The sequence below is a fragment of the Sulfitobacter sp. EE-36 genome (genome assembly GCF_000152605.1).
In the GTDB taxonomy this organism is placed as follows: Bacteria; Pseudomonadota; Alphaproteobacteria; order Rhodobacterales; family Rhodobacteraceae; genus Sulfitobacter; species Sulfitobacter pontiacus.
In genome coordinates, this window is the sequence record NZ_AALV01000007.1 from 160712 (window position 1) to 177821 (window position 17110).

Sequence of the window (17110 nt, forward strand, 5' to 3'; positions counted from 1 at the left end):
ATGGCGAAACTTGTCATAATTGGGGCGATCTCGGTTAAATACTTAGGCATTTAGGCTAATTAGATGTTCGTTTGAGCAGTTGAATAGACGAAAGGGACCATTCGATGACGACGGCGCAGAGCAAGAAAAATAAAGCCGATTCAACGATTTTCGGCACAACGCCAGAGGGTGAAAAGATCGTCCGGCATCAGATCAGCAATGGCGGTACGTCGATTTCCGTTTTGTCTTGGGGGGCAACGATTCAAGAGCTTCGCGTCATGGGGGAATCGCATTCGCTGATACTGGGCGGGCGCGACGTGGCTGCCTACCTTGGCAGCATGCAGTACTTTGGCGCGGTGGTCGGTCCGGTCGCCAATCGCATCGCGGGCGCAGAGATGGAGATTGCGGGCATCCGGCATCAGCTTGATCAAAACGAAGCAGGACGGACCACATTGCACAGCGGCGTCGCGGGATATTCCGGCCGGAACTGGCGCTTTACCAATGTCACCCCCACGCGCTGCCGGCTTGAGCTGCACCACCCCGACGGGTTGGGCGGGATTCCCGGGAATATTAACGCCTCTGTTACATACACGATTGATACTGCGGGACATCTAGAGATCGAGATGACGGGCGCGACGGATCAGCCCACCTATTTCAACCCCGCCTTTCATGGCTATTGGAACCTGACGGGATCGGCGGATCTGTCGGATCACCGCCTGATGGTGCCCGCGACCAGTTACCTTGCTGTGGATAACGCTCAACTCCCGTTAGGCGCGCCCGTCGCGGTAGCGGGCAGCGAATTCGACTATCGCCATGCGCGCGCCATCGGGCCGGTGCTGGATCACAACTTTTGCCTTTCCCAAGGCGGGGACCAGATGGTGCTTGCGTGCCGGTTAAGCACTCAACGTCTACAGTTGGATGTGTTGACAGATCAACCTGGGGTGCAGCTCTATAACGGCGCGCATATTGATACAGGTGCGGATTTGGGCGTCGACGGGGGTGCCTATGGGCCACAGGCAGGGCTCGCGATCGAGCCGCAGTTCTGGCCCGATACCCCGCACCACCCCGAGTATCCCGATTGTTTGCTGCTGCCAGAAAAGCCCGTGCGCTACCGATCCCGGTTCGAGCTGCGCCGCATTTGACAGCTTTACCGTGGTAACCTCACGTTTTTTTGGGGCAGGGTCGAATTGACACTTGGTCCAAGATGTATCAGTGCGCTATATAATAAGGTAAACATATTAAAAGCGGACAAGACATGCGTACCAAGATCAACCCCGACAGCTTTGGTTTCCTTATCAGCGACATCGGCAGGCTCAGCCGTGGCGTGTTCGAGCGCGAGATCGAAGCCGCCGAGCTTCCTGTGACGGCGGCAGAGGCACGGGTGCTGGCGCATATGGCGCGCTGCGGGGCGACGCGGCAGCATATGCTGGCTGAAAGTCTTGGCATGACGCCGATGAGCCTCACGGGGTTTCTGGACCGTCTGGAAGCGGCAGAGCTGATTGCCCGTACCGCCGACCCGAATGACCGCCGCGCCAAGATCGCGTCCCTGACTCCGCGAGCCAATGACATCCTGTCGCAGATCGCACAGGCCGGTGCACGGGTAGAGACGATCATTTCGGAAGGATTGACGCCAGAGCAGTGGCAAACCTTCCGCGCCACGGCCCTGACCCTGCGACAGAACCTGTCGGCCTCCCGCGGGGCGACGTGCAAATCCGAGGCTGCCGAATGACAACGCCCATTATGTCAGAACGGCGGGTCAGTCTGATCGGCGCGCTTCTGGTGGCCATCGGACCTGTTTCGATGGCCTTGTATACGCCCGCGATGACAGAGCTGGTGCGCGTCTTTGACACCACGGAATCCGCAATCAAGCTGACGCTGACGCTTTATTTCGGGGGCTTCGCCTGTGCGCAGCTGATCGCAGGGCCGCTGTCGGATGCGCTTGGACGGCGGCCGATCACGATTGCCTTCATGGCGCTTTATTGTGTGGCCAGTGTCGCTGCGACCCTGTCGCCCACGGTAGAGGTTCTGATGGGCGCGCGTTTTCTGCAAGGTATCGGTGCCTCCGCGGGGATCGCGATTTCGCGGGCATTGGTGCGGGATCTGTTCACCGATGACCGGTCGTCGCGGATCATGAACCTGATCGGGATTATTCTAGCCCTTGGTCCGGCGCTGGCCCCGACCATCGGGGGGCTGATGCTGCCGGTGTTTGGCTGGCAGTCGATTTTCTTGCTGATGACCGTGATCGGTTTCCTCGTGATCTGGGTCGCGCTTTTTTCCATGAAAGAAACCGTGACCGCAGACCCCTCGCGCCTGAATTTCAAGGCGCTTGGCCGGACCTACAAGGCTTTGCTCAGCAATCCGCAGTTCCTATCCGCCGCTTTGGTGATGGGCGGTGCCCTTGGCGCGCTCTATGCGCAGGCGACATTCCTGCCGTTTATCCTGATGGACGAGGTCGGGCTGACGCCTGCGCAATTCGGGGCGTCGATGTTGGCGCAATCGGGCAGCTTCTTTACTGCGTCCTTGTTGGTGCGCCAGCTGATGGGCCGGTTTTCGGCAGAGCGGCTGGTCGGGCCGGGGCTGGTGTTTGTGGCCTTGGGCAGTCTGGGGACGTTAACCCTGCTGCTTTGGCCGCCGAGCTTTCTGCATGTGATGGTGCCGGTCGCGACCTATTCTTTCGGGATTGCCTTTGTGATGCCTGCCATGTCCACCGCGGCACTTGCCCCCTTTGGGCGGGCTGCGGGGGCGGCGGCGTCGATGCTGGGCTTTATCCAGATGGGGTCCGGTTTGTTGGTCGGGTCGCTTGGTGCCTTGCTGGGCAATGCGCTTTTGGCTATGGCAACCCTAATCCCGATGATGGGCGCGGTAGCTTGCGTGTCGTTTCTGGTTTATCGCAAGATCCAGCCTCGGCCTGCAGCCGCTGCACCGGCAGACACCCGTGCCACCTGCGGGCCTAAGGTGACGGCGCCGTCGCCCGTGTCGGCACCGGAAAAATAGGGCAATTTGTCCGCCCCATCCACAGCACCCCGCGGTGGTGCTTTCGATTTGAACTAAAAGACAGGATCGTCAGAATGTACTCCTTGATCTCCGGGCTGCGCTGCGCCGCCCTTGCAACGGCTATTTGTGCGGTGTCTGTCCCCGCAACGGCGCAGCAGGGCGATCGCCCGCCCGCTGCCGTCACCGTCATGACGATGCAGCCGCAGGATGTGCAGCTTGCCACGACCTTGCCCGGACGCGTTGTCGCCTCTGCCGAGGCAGAGGTGCGCCCGCAAGTGGCCGGCATCATCACAGAGCGTCTGTTTGCCGAGGGTGAGCCCGTGGCGGAAGGCGATGTGCTTTTTAAAATTGATCCCATCGTTTACGAGGCCGCTGTCGCGCAGGCGCAGGCATCGGTCGCGCAGGCACAGGCGCAAGCCAGCTCTGCCGAACGGGAGGCCAAGCGGCTCGAGGAACTGTCCTCGCGCAATGTTGCCAGCGATCAGGCGCTGGATGCGGCGATAGCGGCACGCGACAGCGCGGCGGCTTCGCTTCAGGCGGCGCAGGCGGGGCTGCGCTCTGCCCAGATCGAGCTGGATCACACGCAGGTCCGCGCCCGTCTATCGGGCGAGATCGGGCGGTCCCTGACCAGCCCCGGTGCCTTGGTGACCAACAGTCAGGCCAGCCCGCTGGCCGTGATCCGCAACATTGATCCGGTCTATGTCGATGTGACGCAATCAGCGGCCGAACTGCTGGATTGGCGGCGCGGCAATGCGGAAAAGCGCCTTGGCGATACCCCGCGCGAGGTCAAGCTGACGCTGGCCGATGGCAGTATCTATGACCAGACCGGTACGCTGACCGCCGCCGAACCGGATGTGGACCAGCAAACCGGTGTCGTCGTGCTGCGGATGGCCTTTGACAACCCCGACCGTCTGCTGCTGCCGGGCATGTATGTGCGCGTTGAAATGCCCACGGGGATCGCGAAAGGTGCCTTCCTTGTCCCGCAAGAAGCCGTAAGCCGCGACCGTCGCGGGCAGCCGCTGGCGATGGTGGTGAACGGCGACAACGTCGTCGAACAGCGCCAGTTGACCGTGCTGCAGGACCGTGGATCGGACTGGATCGTGAGCGAGGGGCTATCGGCGGGCGACCGTGTGATCGTGATGGGGCTGCAAAAGGCCGCACCCGGTGCAACCGTTACCCCACAAGAGCAAGCCGCCCCAGACGCCAAGTCCGAGGACGCCGCACCGGCACCCGCCGAATAACCAAAAGCCGGAGCGTTTTGCATGGCCCGTTTCTTTATTGACCGCCCCATCTTCGCATGGGTGATTTCGATTTTCATCATGGGTATCGGCGTCTTGTCGATCCTCAACCTACCCGTGGCGCAATACCCGCAGATCGCGCCGCCCTCTGTGGCTGTGCGCGCGTCCTATCCCGGTGCCTCGGCGCAGACGGTGGCCAATACGGTGACGCAGGTGATCGAACAGCAGATGACCGGTCTGGACGGGCTGCGCTATATCTCGTCGTCGTCCACCAGCGAAGGCGGGGCGAGCATTACGCTGACGTTCGAGACCGGCACAGATGTCGATATCGCGCAGGTGCAGGTGCAGAACAAACTGTCGCAAGCCTCCGCCTTGTTGCCAGAACCGGTGCAGCGGCAGGGGATCACGGTGCAGAAATCCTCTGCCGGCTTCTTGATGGTGATCGGGTTGATTGGCGAGAACGGGAAGTATGACGCCACCGACCTTGGCGATTACATGCAATCCAATCTGGTGAACGAGATCAGCCGCGTCGAAGGCGTGGGCAGCGTACAAGTGTTCGGGGCGCAATACGCGATGCGCATCTGGCTTGATCCGGTGAAGCTCGCCGCGTTTGAATTGACCCCGTCCGACATCGTGGCAGCGGTTTCGGCCGAGAACGCGCAGATTTCAGCGGGATCCTTTGGCAGCCGGCCTGCCGTCGAAGGGCAGGCGCTGAACGCCACGATCACCGCGCAATCTCTGCTGACCAGCCCTGAGGATTTCCGCCAGATCGTGCTGCGCGCAGAAACCGACGGCGGGCTGGTGCTGCTGAACGATGTCGCGCGGGTCGAGATCGGGTCGGAAAGCTATGCCACGATCTCGCGCTACAACCGCAATGCGGCGACCGGCATGGCGGTCAGCCTTGCCCCCGGTGCCAACGCGCTGGATACAGCCGCCGCCGTCGAACAGCGGATCGAGGAACTGTCGGCGTTCTTCCCCGAAGGCGTGAGCTATGTCGTGCCCTTCGATACGACGCCTTTCGTGAAAATCTCTATCGAAGAGGTGATCAAGACCCTGATCGAGGCGATCGTGCTGGTTTTCATCGTCATGTATCTGTTCTTGCAGAACATCCGCGCCACCTTGATCCCGACGCTGGCGGTGCCGGTCGTCTTGCTGGGCACCTTTGGCGTGCTCGCGGCCTTTGGCTTTTCGATCAATACACTGACGATGCTGGGCATGGTGCTGGCGATTGGTCTACTCGTCGATGACGCGATTGTGGTCGTCGAGAACGTCGAACGGATCATGGAGCAGGAACACATCGGCCCGCTTGAGGCGACGCGCAAGTCGATGGACCAGATCACCGGCGCCCTGATCGGGATCGCGGTGGTTCTGTCGGCGGTCTTTGTGCCGATGGCGTTTTTCCCCGGCTCGACTGGGGTAATCTATAAGCAGTTCTCGATCACCATCATCTCGGCGATGACGCTGTCGGTGGTGGTCGCCTTGACCCTGACGCCCGCGCTTTGTGCGTCCCTGCTCAAGCAGGGCAGCCACGAGAAGCGGCGCGGATTTTTTGGCCTGTTCAACCGCGGTTTTGACAAGACACTTGGTGGGTATACCGGCACGGTGGGCTGGCTCGTGCGGCGTCCGCTGCGGGTCGGGCTGGTCTATCTGGCGATCATCGCGGCGATGGTGTTCTTGTTCATGCGCACGCCTGCAGGCTTCCTGCCGGCCGAGGATCAGGGCACGCTGTTCACGCTGGTGCAGGCCCCCACGGGCGCGACGGCGGAACGCACGCTCGAGGTCATCAAACAGGTCGAGAACTACTATCTGGAAAACGAGGGTGACGTCGTTGAATCCGTCTTCGGCGTGGTGGGTTTCAGCTTTGCGGGCCAAGGGCAGAACCTTGGTCTGGTCTTCGTACGACTGAAAGACTGGGAGCAACGCACAGAGGCGGCGCAAAGCGTGCAGGCGGTGGCGGGGCGGGCCTTTGGTGCCTTCAGCCAGATACAGGACGCGATGGTCTTCCCCATCGTGCCACCCTCGGTCAGCCAGCTTGGCAACGTGTCGGGCTTTGATTTCTACCTGCAAGGCCGCGGCGGTCAAAGCCACGAACAGCTGCTGGAGGCCCGCAATCAGCTTTTGGGGATGGCGGCGCAAAGCCCGCTGATCGCCTCTGCCCGCCCCAGCGGGCTGGAAGATGCGGCGCAGTTCAATCTGGATATCGACTGGCGCCGCGCCGGTGCGATGGGGGTCAGTGCCACGGATGTGGGCAACCTGCTGACCGTCGCCTGGGCGGGTCGTTATGTGAACGACTTTGTCGATGAGGGGCGGATCAAGCGGGTCTATGTGCAGGGCGAGGCCGCTGCCCGTGCGACCCCGTCGGACCTTGAGAAATGGCGTGTGCGTAATGATAGCGGGGGGCTGGTGCCCTTCTCTAACTTTGCCGAAGGAAGCTGGGCGTACGGGCCGCAGGGGGTGAACCGCTATAACGGTATCCCCGCGATGCAGATCCAGGGTTCTCCCGCCGAAGGGGTCAGCACAGGCGAGGCGATTGCAGAGCTTGAACGTCTGGTCACCCAGTTGCCCCCCGGCTTCCAGATCGCCTGGACCGGGTTGTCCTTGGAGGAACAGGAATCCGGCAACCAGGCCCCCTTGCTGTACGGTCTGTCCCTGGCGGCGATCTTCTTGGCGCTGGCGGCGCTTTATGAAAGCTGGTCGATTCCCTTTGCCGTGATGCTCGCCATGCCAATCGGCATTTTGGGGACCTTGACCGGCGCCTATCTGGGCGGGTTCGAAAACGGGGTTTTCTTTCAGGTCGGGCTGCTGACTGTGGTGGGTCTGACGGGGAAAAACGCGATCCTGATTGTCGAGTTTGCCCGCGACAGACGGCAAGAGGGCGAAAGCATCTTTGACGCCGCTGTCGACGCCGCGCGGCAACGGTTCCGCCCCATCATTATGACCTCTATGGCGTTCTCGCTGGGGGTATTGCCGCTGGTGCTCAGCACCGGTGCGGGCTCCGGTGGACGTACAGCGATTGGGGCCGGTGTGCTGGCCGGTACGATTGCCGCAACTGTTCTGGGTGTTCTTTTCGTGCCGTATTTCTTTGCGATGGTGGCGCGTTTCACCGGCAAGGATCCGGTCAAGGACACCACCGGCTAGGCACCATCGTGCTTTGATGAAGTCAGGACGGAGGCAACCGCGCGTTGCCTCCGTCTTTTGCGTTGGGGCACATTGACGCGCCGCGGTTGCGGGCTAGTTCCCTCTGCGAGGGAAGTCCCAACATTCCACGCCAGCAGCCAACATCCAATAGGAGGAGCCAGCATGATAAACTTTACCCTGAACGGCAAAGAGGTGAGCGTCGACGCGCCCGATGACACGCCCCTCTTGTGGGTGCTGCGCGACGACCTGCGGTTGACCGGCACGAAATTCGGCTGCGGTATCGCGCAATGCGGTGCCTGCACGGTCGAGCTGAACGGCATGACCCGCCGCAGCTGCGTCACCCCGATTTCTATGGTCGAAGGGTCCTATGTGACCACAATCGAGGGTGTCGACGGGCCAGAGGCCAAAGCGGTCCAAGCGGCGTGGGAGGCGATCGACGTGCCCCAATGCGGCTGGTGCCAATCCGGTCAGGTGATGAGCGCCACGGCCCTGCTGCGCGAGATCCCGAACCCCACGGACGAGGATATCGACAATGCAATGGCCGGCAACATCTGCCGCTGCGCCACCTATGTCCGTATCCGCGAGGCGATCAAGAACGCCGCCAAAGAGCTGGAGGGGTAAGCCATGACCAATCTTAATCTCTCTCGCCGCGGCTTTCTGTCTACCGCTTCTGCCGGACTGGTGATCGGCGTTGTTCTACCCGAAAAATCGCGCGCCCAGTCCGGTGCCGCGACCGCCTTTGATCCGGCGGCCGATCCGGCCACATTCGCGCCGAACGCCTTTGTGCGCGTCGCCCCTGATGACACGGTGACGGTGCTGATCAAACATATCGAATTCGGGCAAGGGCCGAACACCGGCCTTGCGACCCTCGTGGCCGAGGAACTGGATGCCGACTGGTCGCAGATGCGTGCCGAAAGCGCGCCTGCCAATGACGAGCTTTACGCCAATACGCTGTTCGGGTTGCAGGGCACAGGCGGGTCCACCGCGATGGCGAACAGCTATATGCAGATGCGCAAGGCCGGCGCTGCCGCCCGCGCGATGCTGGTTGATGCCGCCGCCGCCGAATGGGGCGTGCCCGCGTCCGAGATCACGATCTCGAAAGGGCGGATATCCCACCCCAACGGGACCGAGGCAGGCTTTGGTGCTTTCGCCGAGAAGGCGGCGACCATGACCGCCCCCGCCGAACCCAAGCTGAAAGAGGCCAAGGATTTTACCCTGATCGGCACCGATGTGCCCAAGCTGGACACCCATGCCAAAACAACCGGGCAGGCGGAATACACGATGGATGTCTACCGCGAGGGGATGGAAACGGTCGTCGTGGCCCACCCCGATAAGATGGGCGCCGTTGTCGCCAGCTTTGACGATACCGACGCGCTGAAGGTGCCGGGTGTCATCGCGGTACGTGAAATCCCGCAAGGGGTCGCGGTCTATGCCAAGACCACCGGTGCCGCGCTTAAAGGGCGCGAGGCATTGCAGGTGACATGGGATGACAGCAAAGCCGAAACCCGGTCGAGCGCGCAGATCTATGCGGATTTCTCGCGTGCCGCTGCCGAAGGCGGTCGCGCCGCGGAAGAGGTTGGCGATGCCATGGCGGGGATCGACGGGGCCGCGCAGGTGATCGAGGCAGAGTTCCACTTTCCCTATCTTGCCCATGCCGCGCTTGAACCGCTTGACGCCGTGCTCGAGGTCACGGACGGCAAGGCGGAGCTTTGGATGGGCTCGCAATTCCCGTCGCTCGACAAGCCAACTCTGGCCGCCACCTTGGGGATCGATCCATCGGAGGTGCAGATCAACGTGATGTTCGCGGGCGGCAGCTTTGGCCGCCGCGCGCAGCCCACGGCCCATGTCGCCGCCGAAGTCGCCGAGATCGCGAAAGCCGCGGGTGGGAACGGGTCCTGGAAACTGCTTTGGACGCGCGAGGACGACATGATCGGCGGCTATTATCGCCCGCTGACCGTGCATAAGATGAAGGGCGGTCTGGACGCGGACGGCAATATCGTCGGGTGGCATGATGTGGTGGTGAACCAGTCCATCATGGCCGGTGGTCCGATGGAAGGCATGATGAAAGACGGCATGGACCCCACGTCCTACGAGGGGGCCACCAAGATGCCCTACGACCTGCCCGCGCTGAAGGTGGACTGGGTCCGGCAGGATAGCCCCGTTTCCGTGCTCTGGTGGCGGTCGGTCGGCCATTCGCATACGGGTTACGCGACCGAGGTGTTTCTGGATCAACTGCTTGAAGCAGGGGGCAAAGACCCCGTTCAGGGGCGTCTGGACCTGATGAAAGGCGACGCCGGTCGCGACCGTGGCGTGTTGGAGAAAGTGGCCGCGCTGGCGGGTTGGGACGGCACCAAGGTGAAGGGGGATCGTGCCTACGGTGTTGCTGTGCACGAAAGCTTTAACACCTATGTGGCCCAGATCGTCGAAGTTTCGGATCAGGGCGGCTTTCCTAAGGTGCACAAAATCTGGTGCGCCGTTGACTGTGGCGTCGCCGTGAACCCCAATGTCATCCGCGCCCAGATCGAAGGCGGGGCGGGCTACGGTCTGGGATCGGTGCTGTTCGACGAAGTCACCCTTGGCGAAGGCGGCACCATCATGGAACGCAACTTTGACACCTACCGCATGCTGCGCATCAACGAGATGCCAGAGGTAGAGGTCGCTATCGTGCAAAGCGATAACGACCCCACCGGCATCGGCGAGCCGGGCTTGCCGCCCGTCGGTCCCGCCGTTGCAAACGCGTGGCGTGCCCTGACGGGGCAAGCTGTTACCAAACTGCCCTTTACCAAATCTGTAGGAGTGTAAGTCATGAAAAATACACTGAACATCATGGCCATCACTGCGCTGATGGCGGGCCCTGTCATGGCAGAGACCGTCAACGGTCTGCGCACGGTTGACGAATTTGACGCGATCGAGGGGGAGGCAGAACGCTCCACCGCGCTTTTCGAGGAAATGATGGTGGTGATCGGGCATCCCCGTTGCCTGAATTGCCACCCCGTCGATAACTCCCCACGCCAAGGGATGGATATGCAGATGCACGAACCCCCCGTGGTACGCGGAGAGGCGGACTTTGGCGCGCCCGGCATGCGCTGCAACACCTGTCATGGCGAACAGAACTTTACCTTTGCCGCGGGGGGCGGGTCGATCCCGGGGCATACCCCTTGGCAACTGGCCCCGATTGAAATGGGCTGGATCGGTAAATCGGCTGCCGAAATCTGTGCCCAGATCAAGGACGAGGAACGCAATGGCGGTAAGACCCTGGAAGAGCTGCACGAGCATAACGCCGAAGACGGTCTGGTCGGCTGGGGGTGGCATCCGGGCGAGGGCCGCGAGCCCGCACCCGGCAGTCAGGAGATTTTTGGCGAGCTGACCAAGGCCTGGATCGAGACGGGTGCCGCCTGTCCCGCGGGATAACCGAGGTGACGAAATAGCAAAGGGCCGCGCAGGGATGCGCGGCCCTTTGTCTTTGCGCTGGTGTGGGGGGTTAGTCTTTGAAAACCGCCAGCCCCAACCATTCGGCGACCATCGCGGGTGTCTCGACGCCCTCGATCTCGATCGTTAGCAGGTTCTCGCGCAGCATATCGGTGGCGTTGCGCGCCGTGACCTTTTGCAACGTGAACCGCCCGCGCAGCCGCGACCCCGCCTTGACCGGGGTCAGGAACCGCAGCTTGTTCATGCCATAGTTGATGCCCATCACCTGTCCGGGCATCATGTTAAAGCAATCATAGGCAAAGCGGCTCGCCAGCGACAGGGTCAGGAACCCATGCGCAATCGTCCCGCCAAAGGGCGTTTCCGCAGCGGCGCGTTCGGGGTCGATGTGAATCCACTGCATGTCGTGGGTGGTTTTGGCAAATTGGTCGATCATCTCTTGATCCACCGTGATCCAGTCAGAGACCCCGACCTCGGTCCCGATCAGCGTTTCACTATGGGCTAGTGCCTCTTTCAATGCAGACATGGGATACTCCTTCAGGATGGGTCCGCGGCAACACGCACCATGCGCTTGCCCTTGTTCTCACCGGCCAACAGGCCGATCAGCGCCTGTGGCGCGTTTTCCAATCCGTCGACGATGTCCTCGGTCACCTTGATCTGTCCCGCCTCGACCCAAGTCTGCAACGCGCGCAGCGCCTTGGCGTCGTTCTGGGTCCAGTCCATCACGATAAAGCCTTCCATCCGCAGACGTTTGACCACGACCAGACCGGGCAGGTTGCGCGGACCGATGGGGGTTTCGGTGTCATATTGGCTGACAGCACCGCAGCAGACGATGCGACCCTTTTCGTTCATCGCGAACAACGCGGCCTCGAGCACGGTGCCGCCGACGTTGTCGAAATAGACATCCACGCCGTCGGGACAGGCAGAACGCAGGGCTTTGGACATGCCAGGGGCGCGGTAGTCGATGCAGGCGTCAAAGCCCAATTCCTCCGTCACCCATTTGCATTTCTCCGCTCCGCCCGCGATGCCCACGACCCGACAGCCAAGCGCCTTGGCGATCTGGCCGACATAGCCGCCGACCGATCCTGCGGCGGCCGACACCAGCACGGTTTCACCCGCAACCGGTTGCCCGACAGAGATCAGCCCGTGATAGGCGGTTTTGCCCGCGATGCCGTAAACGGACATCAGGTTCGACAGCTGCGGCACCTTTGGCAATTTCTCGCATTTGCGCGCATCGGCGACGACAAAGTTCGACCACGTTGCCTCCGACGCGACGATATCGCCAACGGCCAGACGGTCGCTGTTGCTCTCGACGACCTCGCAGATGGCATAGGTCGGCATGGCATCACCGGCGTTGACCGCCGCGCGGTAGGTCGCGCCTTTCATCCATGATCGGTTGGCCGCATCGATGGACATCAGGATCACCTTGAGCAGTACCTGACCATCGCCCGCCACGGGCATATCCGCGGTGGTCTGTTTGAAATGCGCAGGCGTCAGCGAATCGCTGGGCAGCTCTGCGATGACAATCTGTGTGTTGGTCATTTTGAACGTCCTATCTGCTTATTGAACATCCAACACCACTTTGCCCTGCACCTTACGGTCCTGCATCAGATTGAGAGCGTCGGCGGCTTTTTCCAGCGGATAGCGGGCAGAGATGCGCGGCTTGATCTGGCCACCCGCATACATACGGAACAGATCGGCCATGTTTTCGGCATGTACCTTGGGTTCACGGGCCGTATGCGCGCCCCAGAAAACACCCATGATCTGCGAGCCCTTAAGCAGTGTCAGGTTCAACGGGATCTTGGGGATACCGGCAGGGAAGCCCACGACCAGATAGCGGCCTTTCCACGCCAGCGCGCGTACGGCGGGTTCGGCATAGGCACCGCCTACGGCGTCATAAACCACATCGACACCCTCACCGCCCGACAGCTTCTTGATCTCGTCCGAGAAGGCTTTCTGCGTCGCACGGTCATCCATGTCGCGGCTATAGATGATCGTCTCGTCCGCGCCCAGATCACGGCAGAACTGCGCCTTGTCTTCCGACGATACGGCAGCGATCACACGGGCACCGGCGGCTTTCGCCAGTTCGATCGCGGCCACGCCAACACCGCCCGCAGCGCCCATGATCAGCAAGGATTCGCCGGGCTGGATTTCGGCGCGGTTTTTCAGCGCGTGATGGGAGGTGCCATAGGTCAGCACCAGACATGACGCTTCGTCATATGGCATCGCATCGGGGATCTTCAGCACCCGTTCCGCGTCCACAATGATGTCTGTCGCAAAGCCGCCAAAGCCGGTCATCGCCAGCACCCGGTCGCCCGCAGCAACGTTGGAAACGCCCTCTCCCACGGCGTCCACATCGCCTGAAACCTCGCCACCAGGCGCGAAGGGGCGGGGCGGCTTCATCTGGTAAAGATCCTTGATAATCAAGGTGTCAGGGAAGTTCAGCCCCGCTGCGCGGATGCGAATACGCACCTGACCTTTCTTCGGTTCAGGCTGTGGCATCTCTGTCAGTTCCAGCGTTTCGGGGCCGCCGGGGGCAGTGCTAAGCATGGCTTTCATCGGGTCATTCCTCCTCTAGATTTGCAAAGCAATAGGCGCGTTCAGAAACTGTCTTGTCAATCGAATTTCGAAATGCAATTTTGCAGTGCGGAATTGGAGTTCGCAAAACGAGGGGGGAGATAAGATGCAGTCCGAACAGGAACTGGAGGGTTTCCGCGCGGAGCTGCGCGATTGGCTGGAGGCAAACTGCCCGGCCGAAATGCGCGGCGGTGAGCCGAGTGAAGCATCGATATGCTGGGGTGGCAAGAATTTTGAGTTCGAATCCGACGCGCAACGCGTCTGGATGGAGCGCGCCGCGTCCAAGGGCTATACCGTGCCCACATGGCCCGTCGAATACGGCGGGGCGGGGATGAACCGCGCACAGGAAAAGATCTTTAAAGAAGAGATGGACCGGATCGAGGCGCGCAACCCGTTGCAAAGCTTTGGCATCTGGATGCTTGGGCCCGCCTTGCTGCACTTTGGCACGCATGAACAGAAACTGCATTATTTGCCCCCGATCGCCCGCGGTGAAATCCGCTGGTGTCAGGGCTATTCCGAGCCGGGTGCCGGGTCGGATCTGGCCAGTGTCCAGACCAAAGGCGAGGACAAGGGCGATCATTGGCTGGTAAACGGTCAGAAGATCTGGACCTCCTACGCCGATAAAGCCGACTGGATTTTCGCGCTGATCCGTACGGATCGTGACGCGCCCAAGCACAAGGGTATCTCCTTTCTGCTGATCGATATGGAAGACGCAGGCGTCGAGACCCGCCCGATTAAGCTGATCTCCGGCGCGTCGGTCTTCTGCGAGACGTTCTTTACCAATGTGAAGGTGCCCAAGGACCGGATCGTCGGCGAAGAGAACCGCGGTTGGGACGTGGCGAAATACCTGCTGACCCACGAGCGCGAGATGATCTCGGGCGGGGGGCAGGGCCTATCGGGTGGTCGCGCACTTGGGGCGGTGCTGAATGAATCGCTGGCCGAGGGGCAAGAGATGGACACCGTGCTGCGTGCCGATGCGATGCGCTGCGAGGTGGACGCGCTTGCCATTGGCCTCACGCTGGAACGCTACAAGGATCAGGCCGAGGCCGGCACTGGCGCGGGGGATGCCTCGGCGATGCTGAAATACATGGGCACAGAGCTGAACATGCAGCGTCACGAGTTGCTGATGGCCGCAGGTGGCAGCGACGCGCTGGAATGGGACGGGCCTTTGGGCAACCGTCCCGCGGACTGGCTGCGGACTAAGGCCAATTCAATCGAAGGCGGCACGAGCGAGGTGATGCTGAGCATTATCTCCCGCCGCGTGCTTGGGCTTCCGGGGTAAGATCATGGTAAAACTAGTATTAACAGAAGACGAAACCATGCTGGCCGACTCGGCGCGCGGTTTCCTTGATAAATCCGCCCCCGTCAAAGCGTTCCGCGACTTGCGCGATGCCGGGCAGACCCATGACGCGAAGATGTGGAAAGAGATGGCCGCGATGGGATGGGCCGGTGTGCTGGTCCCTGAAAGTGCGGGTGGCGTTGATATGGGCCATGCTGCTGCGGGTATTCTGGCGCAGGAAATGGGCAAGACGCTGGCCGTCAGCCCGTTCCTTTCGACGGCAGTAATCGCCGCGACAGCCCTGCGCCACGTCAGCGATGCGCGCGCCGAGGCCGCACTGGCCAAGATTGCCAGCGGCGACGCGACCTATGCGTTGGCGGTGGATGAGACATCGAAGTTCAACCCGGATGCCACGGCAATGACCGCCACGGCGGAAGGCAATGGTTTTCGCCTGACGGGCAAGAAGACCTTTGTCGTCGATGGTGCTTTGGCGGACCGGTTGCTGGTGCTGGCCAAGACCGACAACGGGCTGACCCTGTTCGACATTCCCGCGGACCGCGCAGGCATCACACGCAACGCGCAGAACATGATCGACGCACGCGATTCCGCGCGGATCGATTTTGATAACGTCGAAGCGACGGGCGATGATGTATTGGGTCAGGTCGATGACGCCATGACCGTGCTGAAACCCGCGATCGAAGCAGGGCAGGCCGCCCTCGCCGCCGAGATGGCGGGCGTTGCTGCGGGCGCCTTTGGCATGACCGTGGGCTACCTGAAAGAACGCAAGCAGTTCGGCACGTTGATCGGCACCTTCCAAGCGCTGCAACACCGCGCCGCCCATCTGTGGTGCGAGACGGAAGTCACCGCCTCTGCCGTGTTGCACGCAGGGCGCAAGCTGGACGAAGACCCCGACAATGCGACGATGGCCGTGTCTCTCGCCAAGGCCCGTGCGACATCGACTGCCAAGCTGGCGGTGATCGAAGGGGTGCAGATGCATGGCGGGATCGGCATGACGGACGCTTTCGACATCGGTTTTTACATGAAGCGCGCCCGTGTGGGTGCCGAATGGCTCGGGGACTACGGCTATCACGCTGCCCAGGTCGCCAAGCACAGAGGATTCTAAGGCATGGATATTCAAACACTTTTCGGGCTAGAGGGTAAAACCGCGCTGGTCACGGGCGGGGCGACCGGGATTGGCCGTATGGCCGCCGAGGCGCTGGTGCGTGCCGGTGCCCGCGTGTTGATCGCCAGCCGCAAGGGCGAGGCCTGCGAGGCCGTGGCGAAAGAACTGAATGCGTTCGGGGCCTCTGGCTCTGCCGAGGGGTTCGCAGGGGATGTCGGCACCGAGGAAGGTGTCGACGCAATGGTCGCTGCCGTTAAGGACCGCACCGAGAGCCTTGATATCCTGATGAACAACGCGGGCATCACCTGGGGCGCGCCTTTGGGTGATTTCCCGTTCAAGGCCTGGGGCAAGGTCATGGACGTGAACGTCGCGGGTCTGTTCGATCTGACGCAAAAACTGCTGCCGCTGCTCAAGGCGAACGCGACGATCGACGATCCGGCGCGGGTGGTGAACGTCGGATCGGTGATGGGCGAACGCGAGATGGGTGACGGCGCCTACAGCTACTCTGCCTCGAAGGCCGCGGTGATCCACCTGAGCAAGATCCTCGCCAAGGAACTGGCAGGTGACGCGATCACTGTGAACGCATTGGCCCCCGGACCCTTCGTGTCGCGGATGACCGCCTTTGCGACCCACGACGAGGATATGCGCAACAAGGTGGGCGAAGACGTCCCCCTGCGCCGCGTCGGCACCGATACGGATATCGCGGGCTGCATGTTGTTTCTTTGCGGCAAGGGCGGTGCCTATATCACCGGCGCGATTGTCCCCGTCAGCGGCGGCATCAATGTGATGAGCGGGCCGAACATCTTTGAACAAGCACTGCACTAAGGGGCGATGATGGATATTCGTTTTGACAACCGCGTCGCTATTGTCACCGGCGCGGGCACGGGTCTGGGGCGCAGCCATGCGCTTGGCCTCGCGGCACGCGGCGCAAAGGTTATGGTCAATGATTTGGGCGTGACAACCGACGGGCAGGGGTCTTCGTCGGCAGCCGCCGAAGCCGTCGCGCAGGAAATCCGCGACGCGGGCGGCGAGGCGATGGCGCATGGCTGTGATGTCTCGGACGAGGCCGGTGTCAAGGATATGGTCGCGCAGGTCATGGACGCCTGGGGTCGCATCGACATTCTGGTGAACAACGCAGGCATCCTGCGGGACAAGACGTTTTCCAAGATGGAGATGTCTGATTTCCGCAAGGTCGTCGACGTGCATTTGATCGGGTCTGCGAATGTGACCCATGCTTGCTGGCCGATCATGCGCGAACAGAAATACGGGCGCATTGTGCTGACATCCTCGGCTTCGGGGCTGTATGGCAACTTTGGTCAATCCAACTACGGTGCGGCCAAAGCGGCGATGATGGGG

The 17110-nt window shown here is 61.7% G+C and carries 15 protein-coding genes; 12 read left to right on the top strand and 3 right to left on the bottom strand.

Annotated features, from left to right (window positions below; translation table 11 throughout):
• Positions 1-104: 104 nt before the first annotated feature.
• The 8 genes from EE36_RS02385 (at position 105) to EE36_RS02420 (ending at position 10760) form a co-directional block, all read left to right on the top strand.
• On the top strand, positions 105-1121 hold the full coding sequence (locus EE36_RS02385) for an aldose epimerase family protein (RefSeq protein ID WP_005849094.1): 1017 nt from the start codon (positions 105-107) through the stop codon (positions 1119-1121).
• Between the two features lie 113 nt (positions 1122-1234).
• Complete coding sequence (locus EE36_RS02390) at positions 1235-1708, top strand: MarR family winged helix-turn-helix transcriptional regulator (protein ID WP_005849095.1); 474 nt, start codon at positions 1235-1237, stop codon at positions 1706-1708.
• Positions 1705-2973 carry a multidrug effflux MFS transporter gene (locus EE36_RS02395; protein ID WP_039911400.1) on the top strand — a complete coding sequence of 423 codons (1269 nt, stop codon included), beginning with the start codon at positions 1705-1707 and terminating at the stop codon, positions 2971-2973. The genes EE36_RS02390 and EE36_RS02395 overlap by 4 nt, the downstream gene beginning before the upstream one ends.
• 74 nt (positions 2974-3047) lie before the next feature.
• On the top strand, positions 3048-4214 hold the full coding sequence (locus EE36_RS02400) for an efflux RND transporter periplasmic adaptor subunit (RefSeq protein ID WP_005849097.1): 1167 nt from the start codon (positions 3048-3050) through the stop codon (positions 4212-4214).
• A 21-nt stretch (positions 4215-4235) separates the two neighbouring features.
• On the top strand, positions 4236-7349 hold the full coding sequence (locus tag EE36_RS02405) for an efflux RND transporter permease subunit (protein WP_005849098.1): 3114 nt from the start codon (positions 4236-4238) through the stop codon (positions 7347-7349).
• A gap of 162 nt (positions 7350-7511) precedes the next feature.
• Positions 7512-7970 carry a (2Fe-2S)-binding protein gene (locus EE36_RS02410; protein WP_005849099.1) on the top strand — a complete coding sequence of 153 codons (459 nt, stop codon included), beginning with the start codon at positions 7512-7514 and terminating at the stop codon, positions 7968-7970.
• Between the two features lie 3 nt (positions 7971-7973).
• Positions 7974-10151, top strand: a complete 2178-nt coding sequence (locus tag EE36_RS02415; protein ID WP_005849100.1) for a xanthine dehydrogenase family protein molybdopterin-binding subunit — start codon at positions 7974-7976, stop codon at positions 10149-10151.
• A gap of 3 nt (positions 10152-10154) precedes the next feature.
• Positions 10155-10760 carry a hypothetical protein gene (locus EE36_RS02420; RefSeq protein WP_005849102.1) on the top strand — a complete coding sequence of 202 codons (606 nt, stop codon included), beginning with the start codon at positions 10155-10157 and terminating at the stop codon, positions 10758-10760.
• Between the two features lie 70 nt (positions 10761-10830).
• Here EE36_RS02420 and EE36_RS02425 read toward each other — a convergent pair whose 3' ends face one another.
• Genes EE36_RS02425 through EE36_RS02435 form a run of 3 tightly spaced genes read right to left on the bottom strand, consistent with a single transcriptional unit; the run spans position 10831 to position 13334 of the window.
• Entirely contained in the window at positions 10831-11301 is a 471-nt protein-coding gene (locus tag EE36_RS02425; RefSeq protein WP_005849103.1) for a MaoC family dehydratase, read from the bottom strand.
• Between the two features lie 11 nt (positions 11302-11312).
• Positions 11313-12317, bottom strand: coding sequence for an NADP-dependent oxidoreductase (locus tag EE36_RS02430; protein WP_005849105.1), 1005 nt, complete (start codon positions 12315-12317; stop codon positions 11313-11315).
• A gap of 18 nt (positions 12318-12335) precedes the next feature.
• The gene (locus EE36_RS02435) at positions 12336-13334 is read right to left on the bottom strand and encodes an NADPH:quinone oxidoreductase family protein (protein ID WP_005849106.1); all 999 of its coding nucleotides are present in this window, start codon (positions 13332-13334) and stop codon (positions 12336-12338) included.
• Between the two features lie 124 nt (positions 13335-13458).
• Here EE36_RS02435 and EE36_RS02440 point away from each other — a divergent pair, with 124 nt between their 5' ends.
• From EE36_RS02440 to EE36_RS02455, 4 genes are all read left to right on the top strand, one after another.
• A complete protein-coding gene (locus tag EE36_RS02440; RefSeq protein ID WP_005849108.1) occupies positions 13459-14634 on the top strand; it encodes an acyl-CoA dehydrogenase family protein in 1176 nt (391 codons plus the stop codon).
• 4 nt (positions 14635-14638) lie between these two features.
• Positions 14639-15754: an acyl-CoA dehydrogenase family protein gene (locus tag EE36_RS02445; protein ID WP_235208564.1), complete on the top strand. Its 1116-nt coding sequence runs from the start codon at positions 14639-14641 to the stop codon at positions 15752-15754.
• Between the two features lie 3 nt (positions 15755-15757).
• Entirely contained in the window at positions 15758-16579 is an 822-nt protein-coding gene (locus tag EE36_RS02450; protein ID WP_005849112.1) for an SDR family oxidoreductase, read from the top strand.
• 9 nt (positions 16580-16588) lie between these two features.
• On the top strand, positions 16589-17110 hold a 522-nt coding region (locus EE36_RS02455), incomplete at its 3' end, for an SDR family NAD(P)-dependent oxidoreductase (protein ID WP_005849114.1).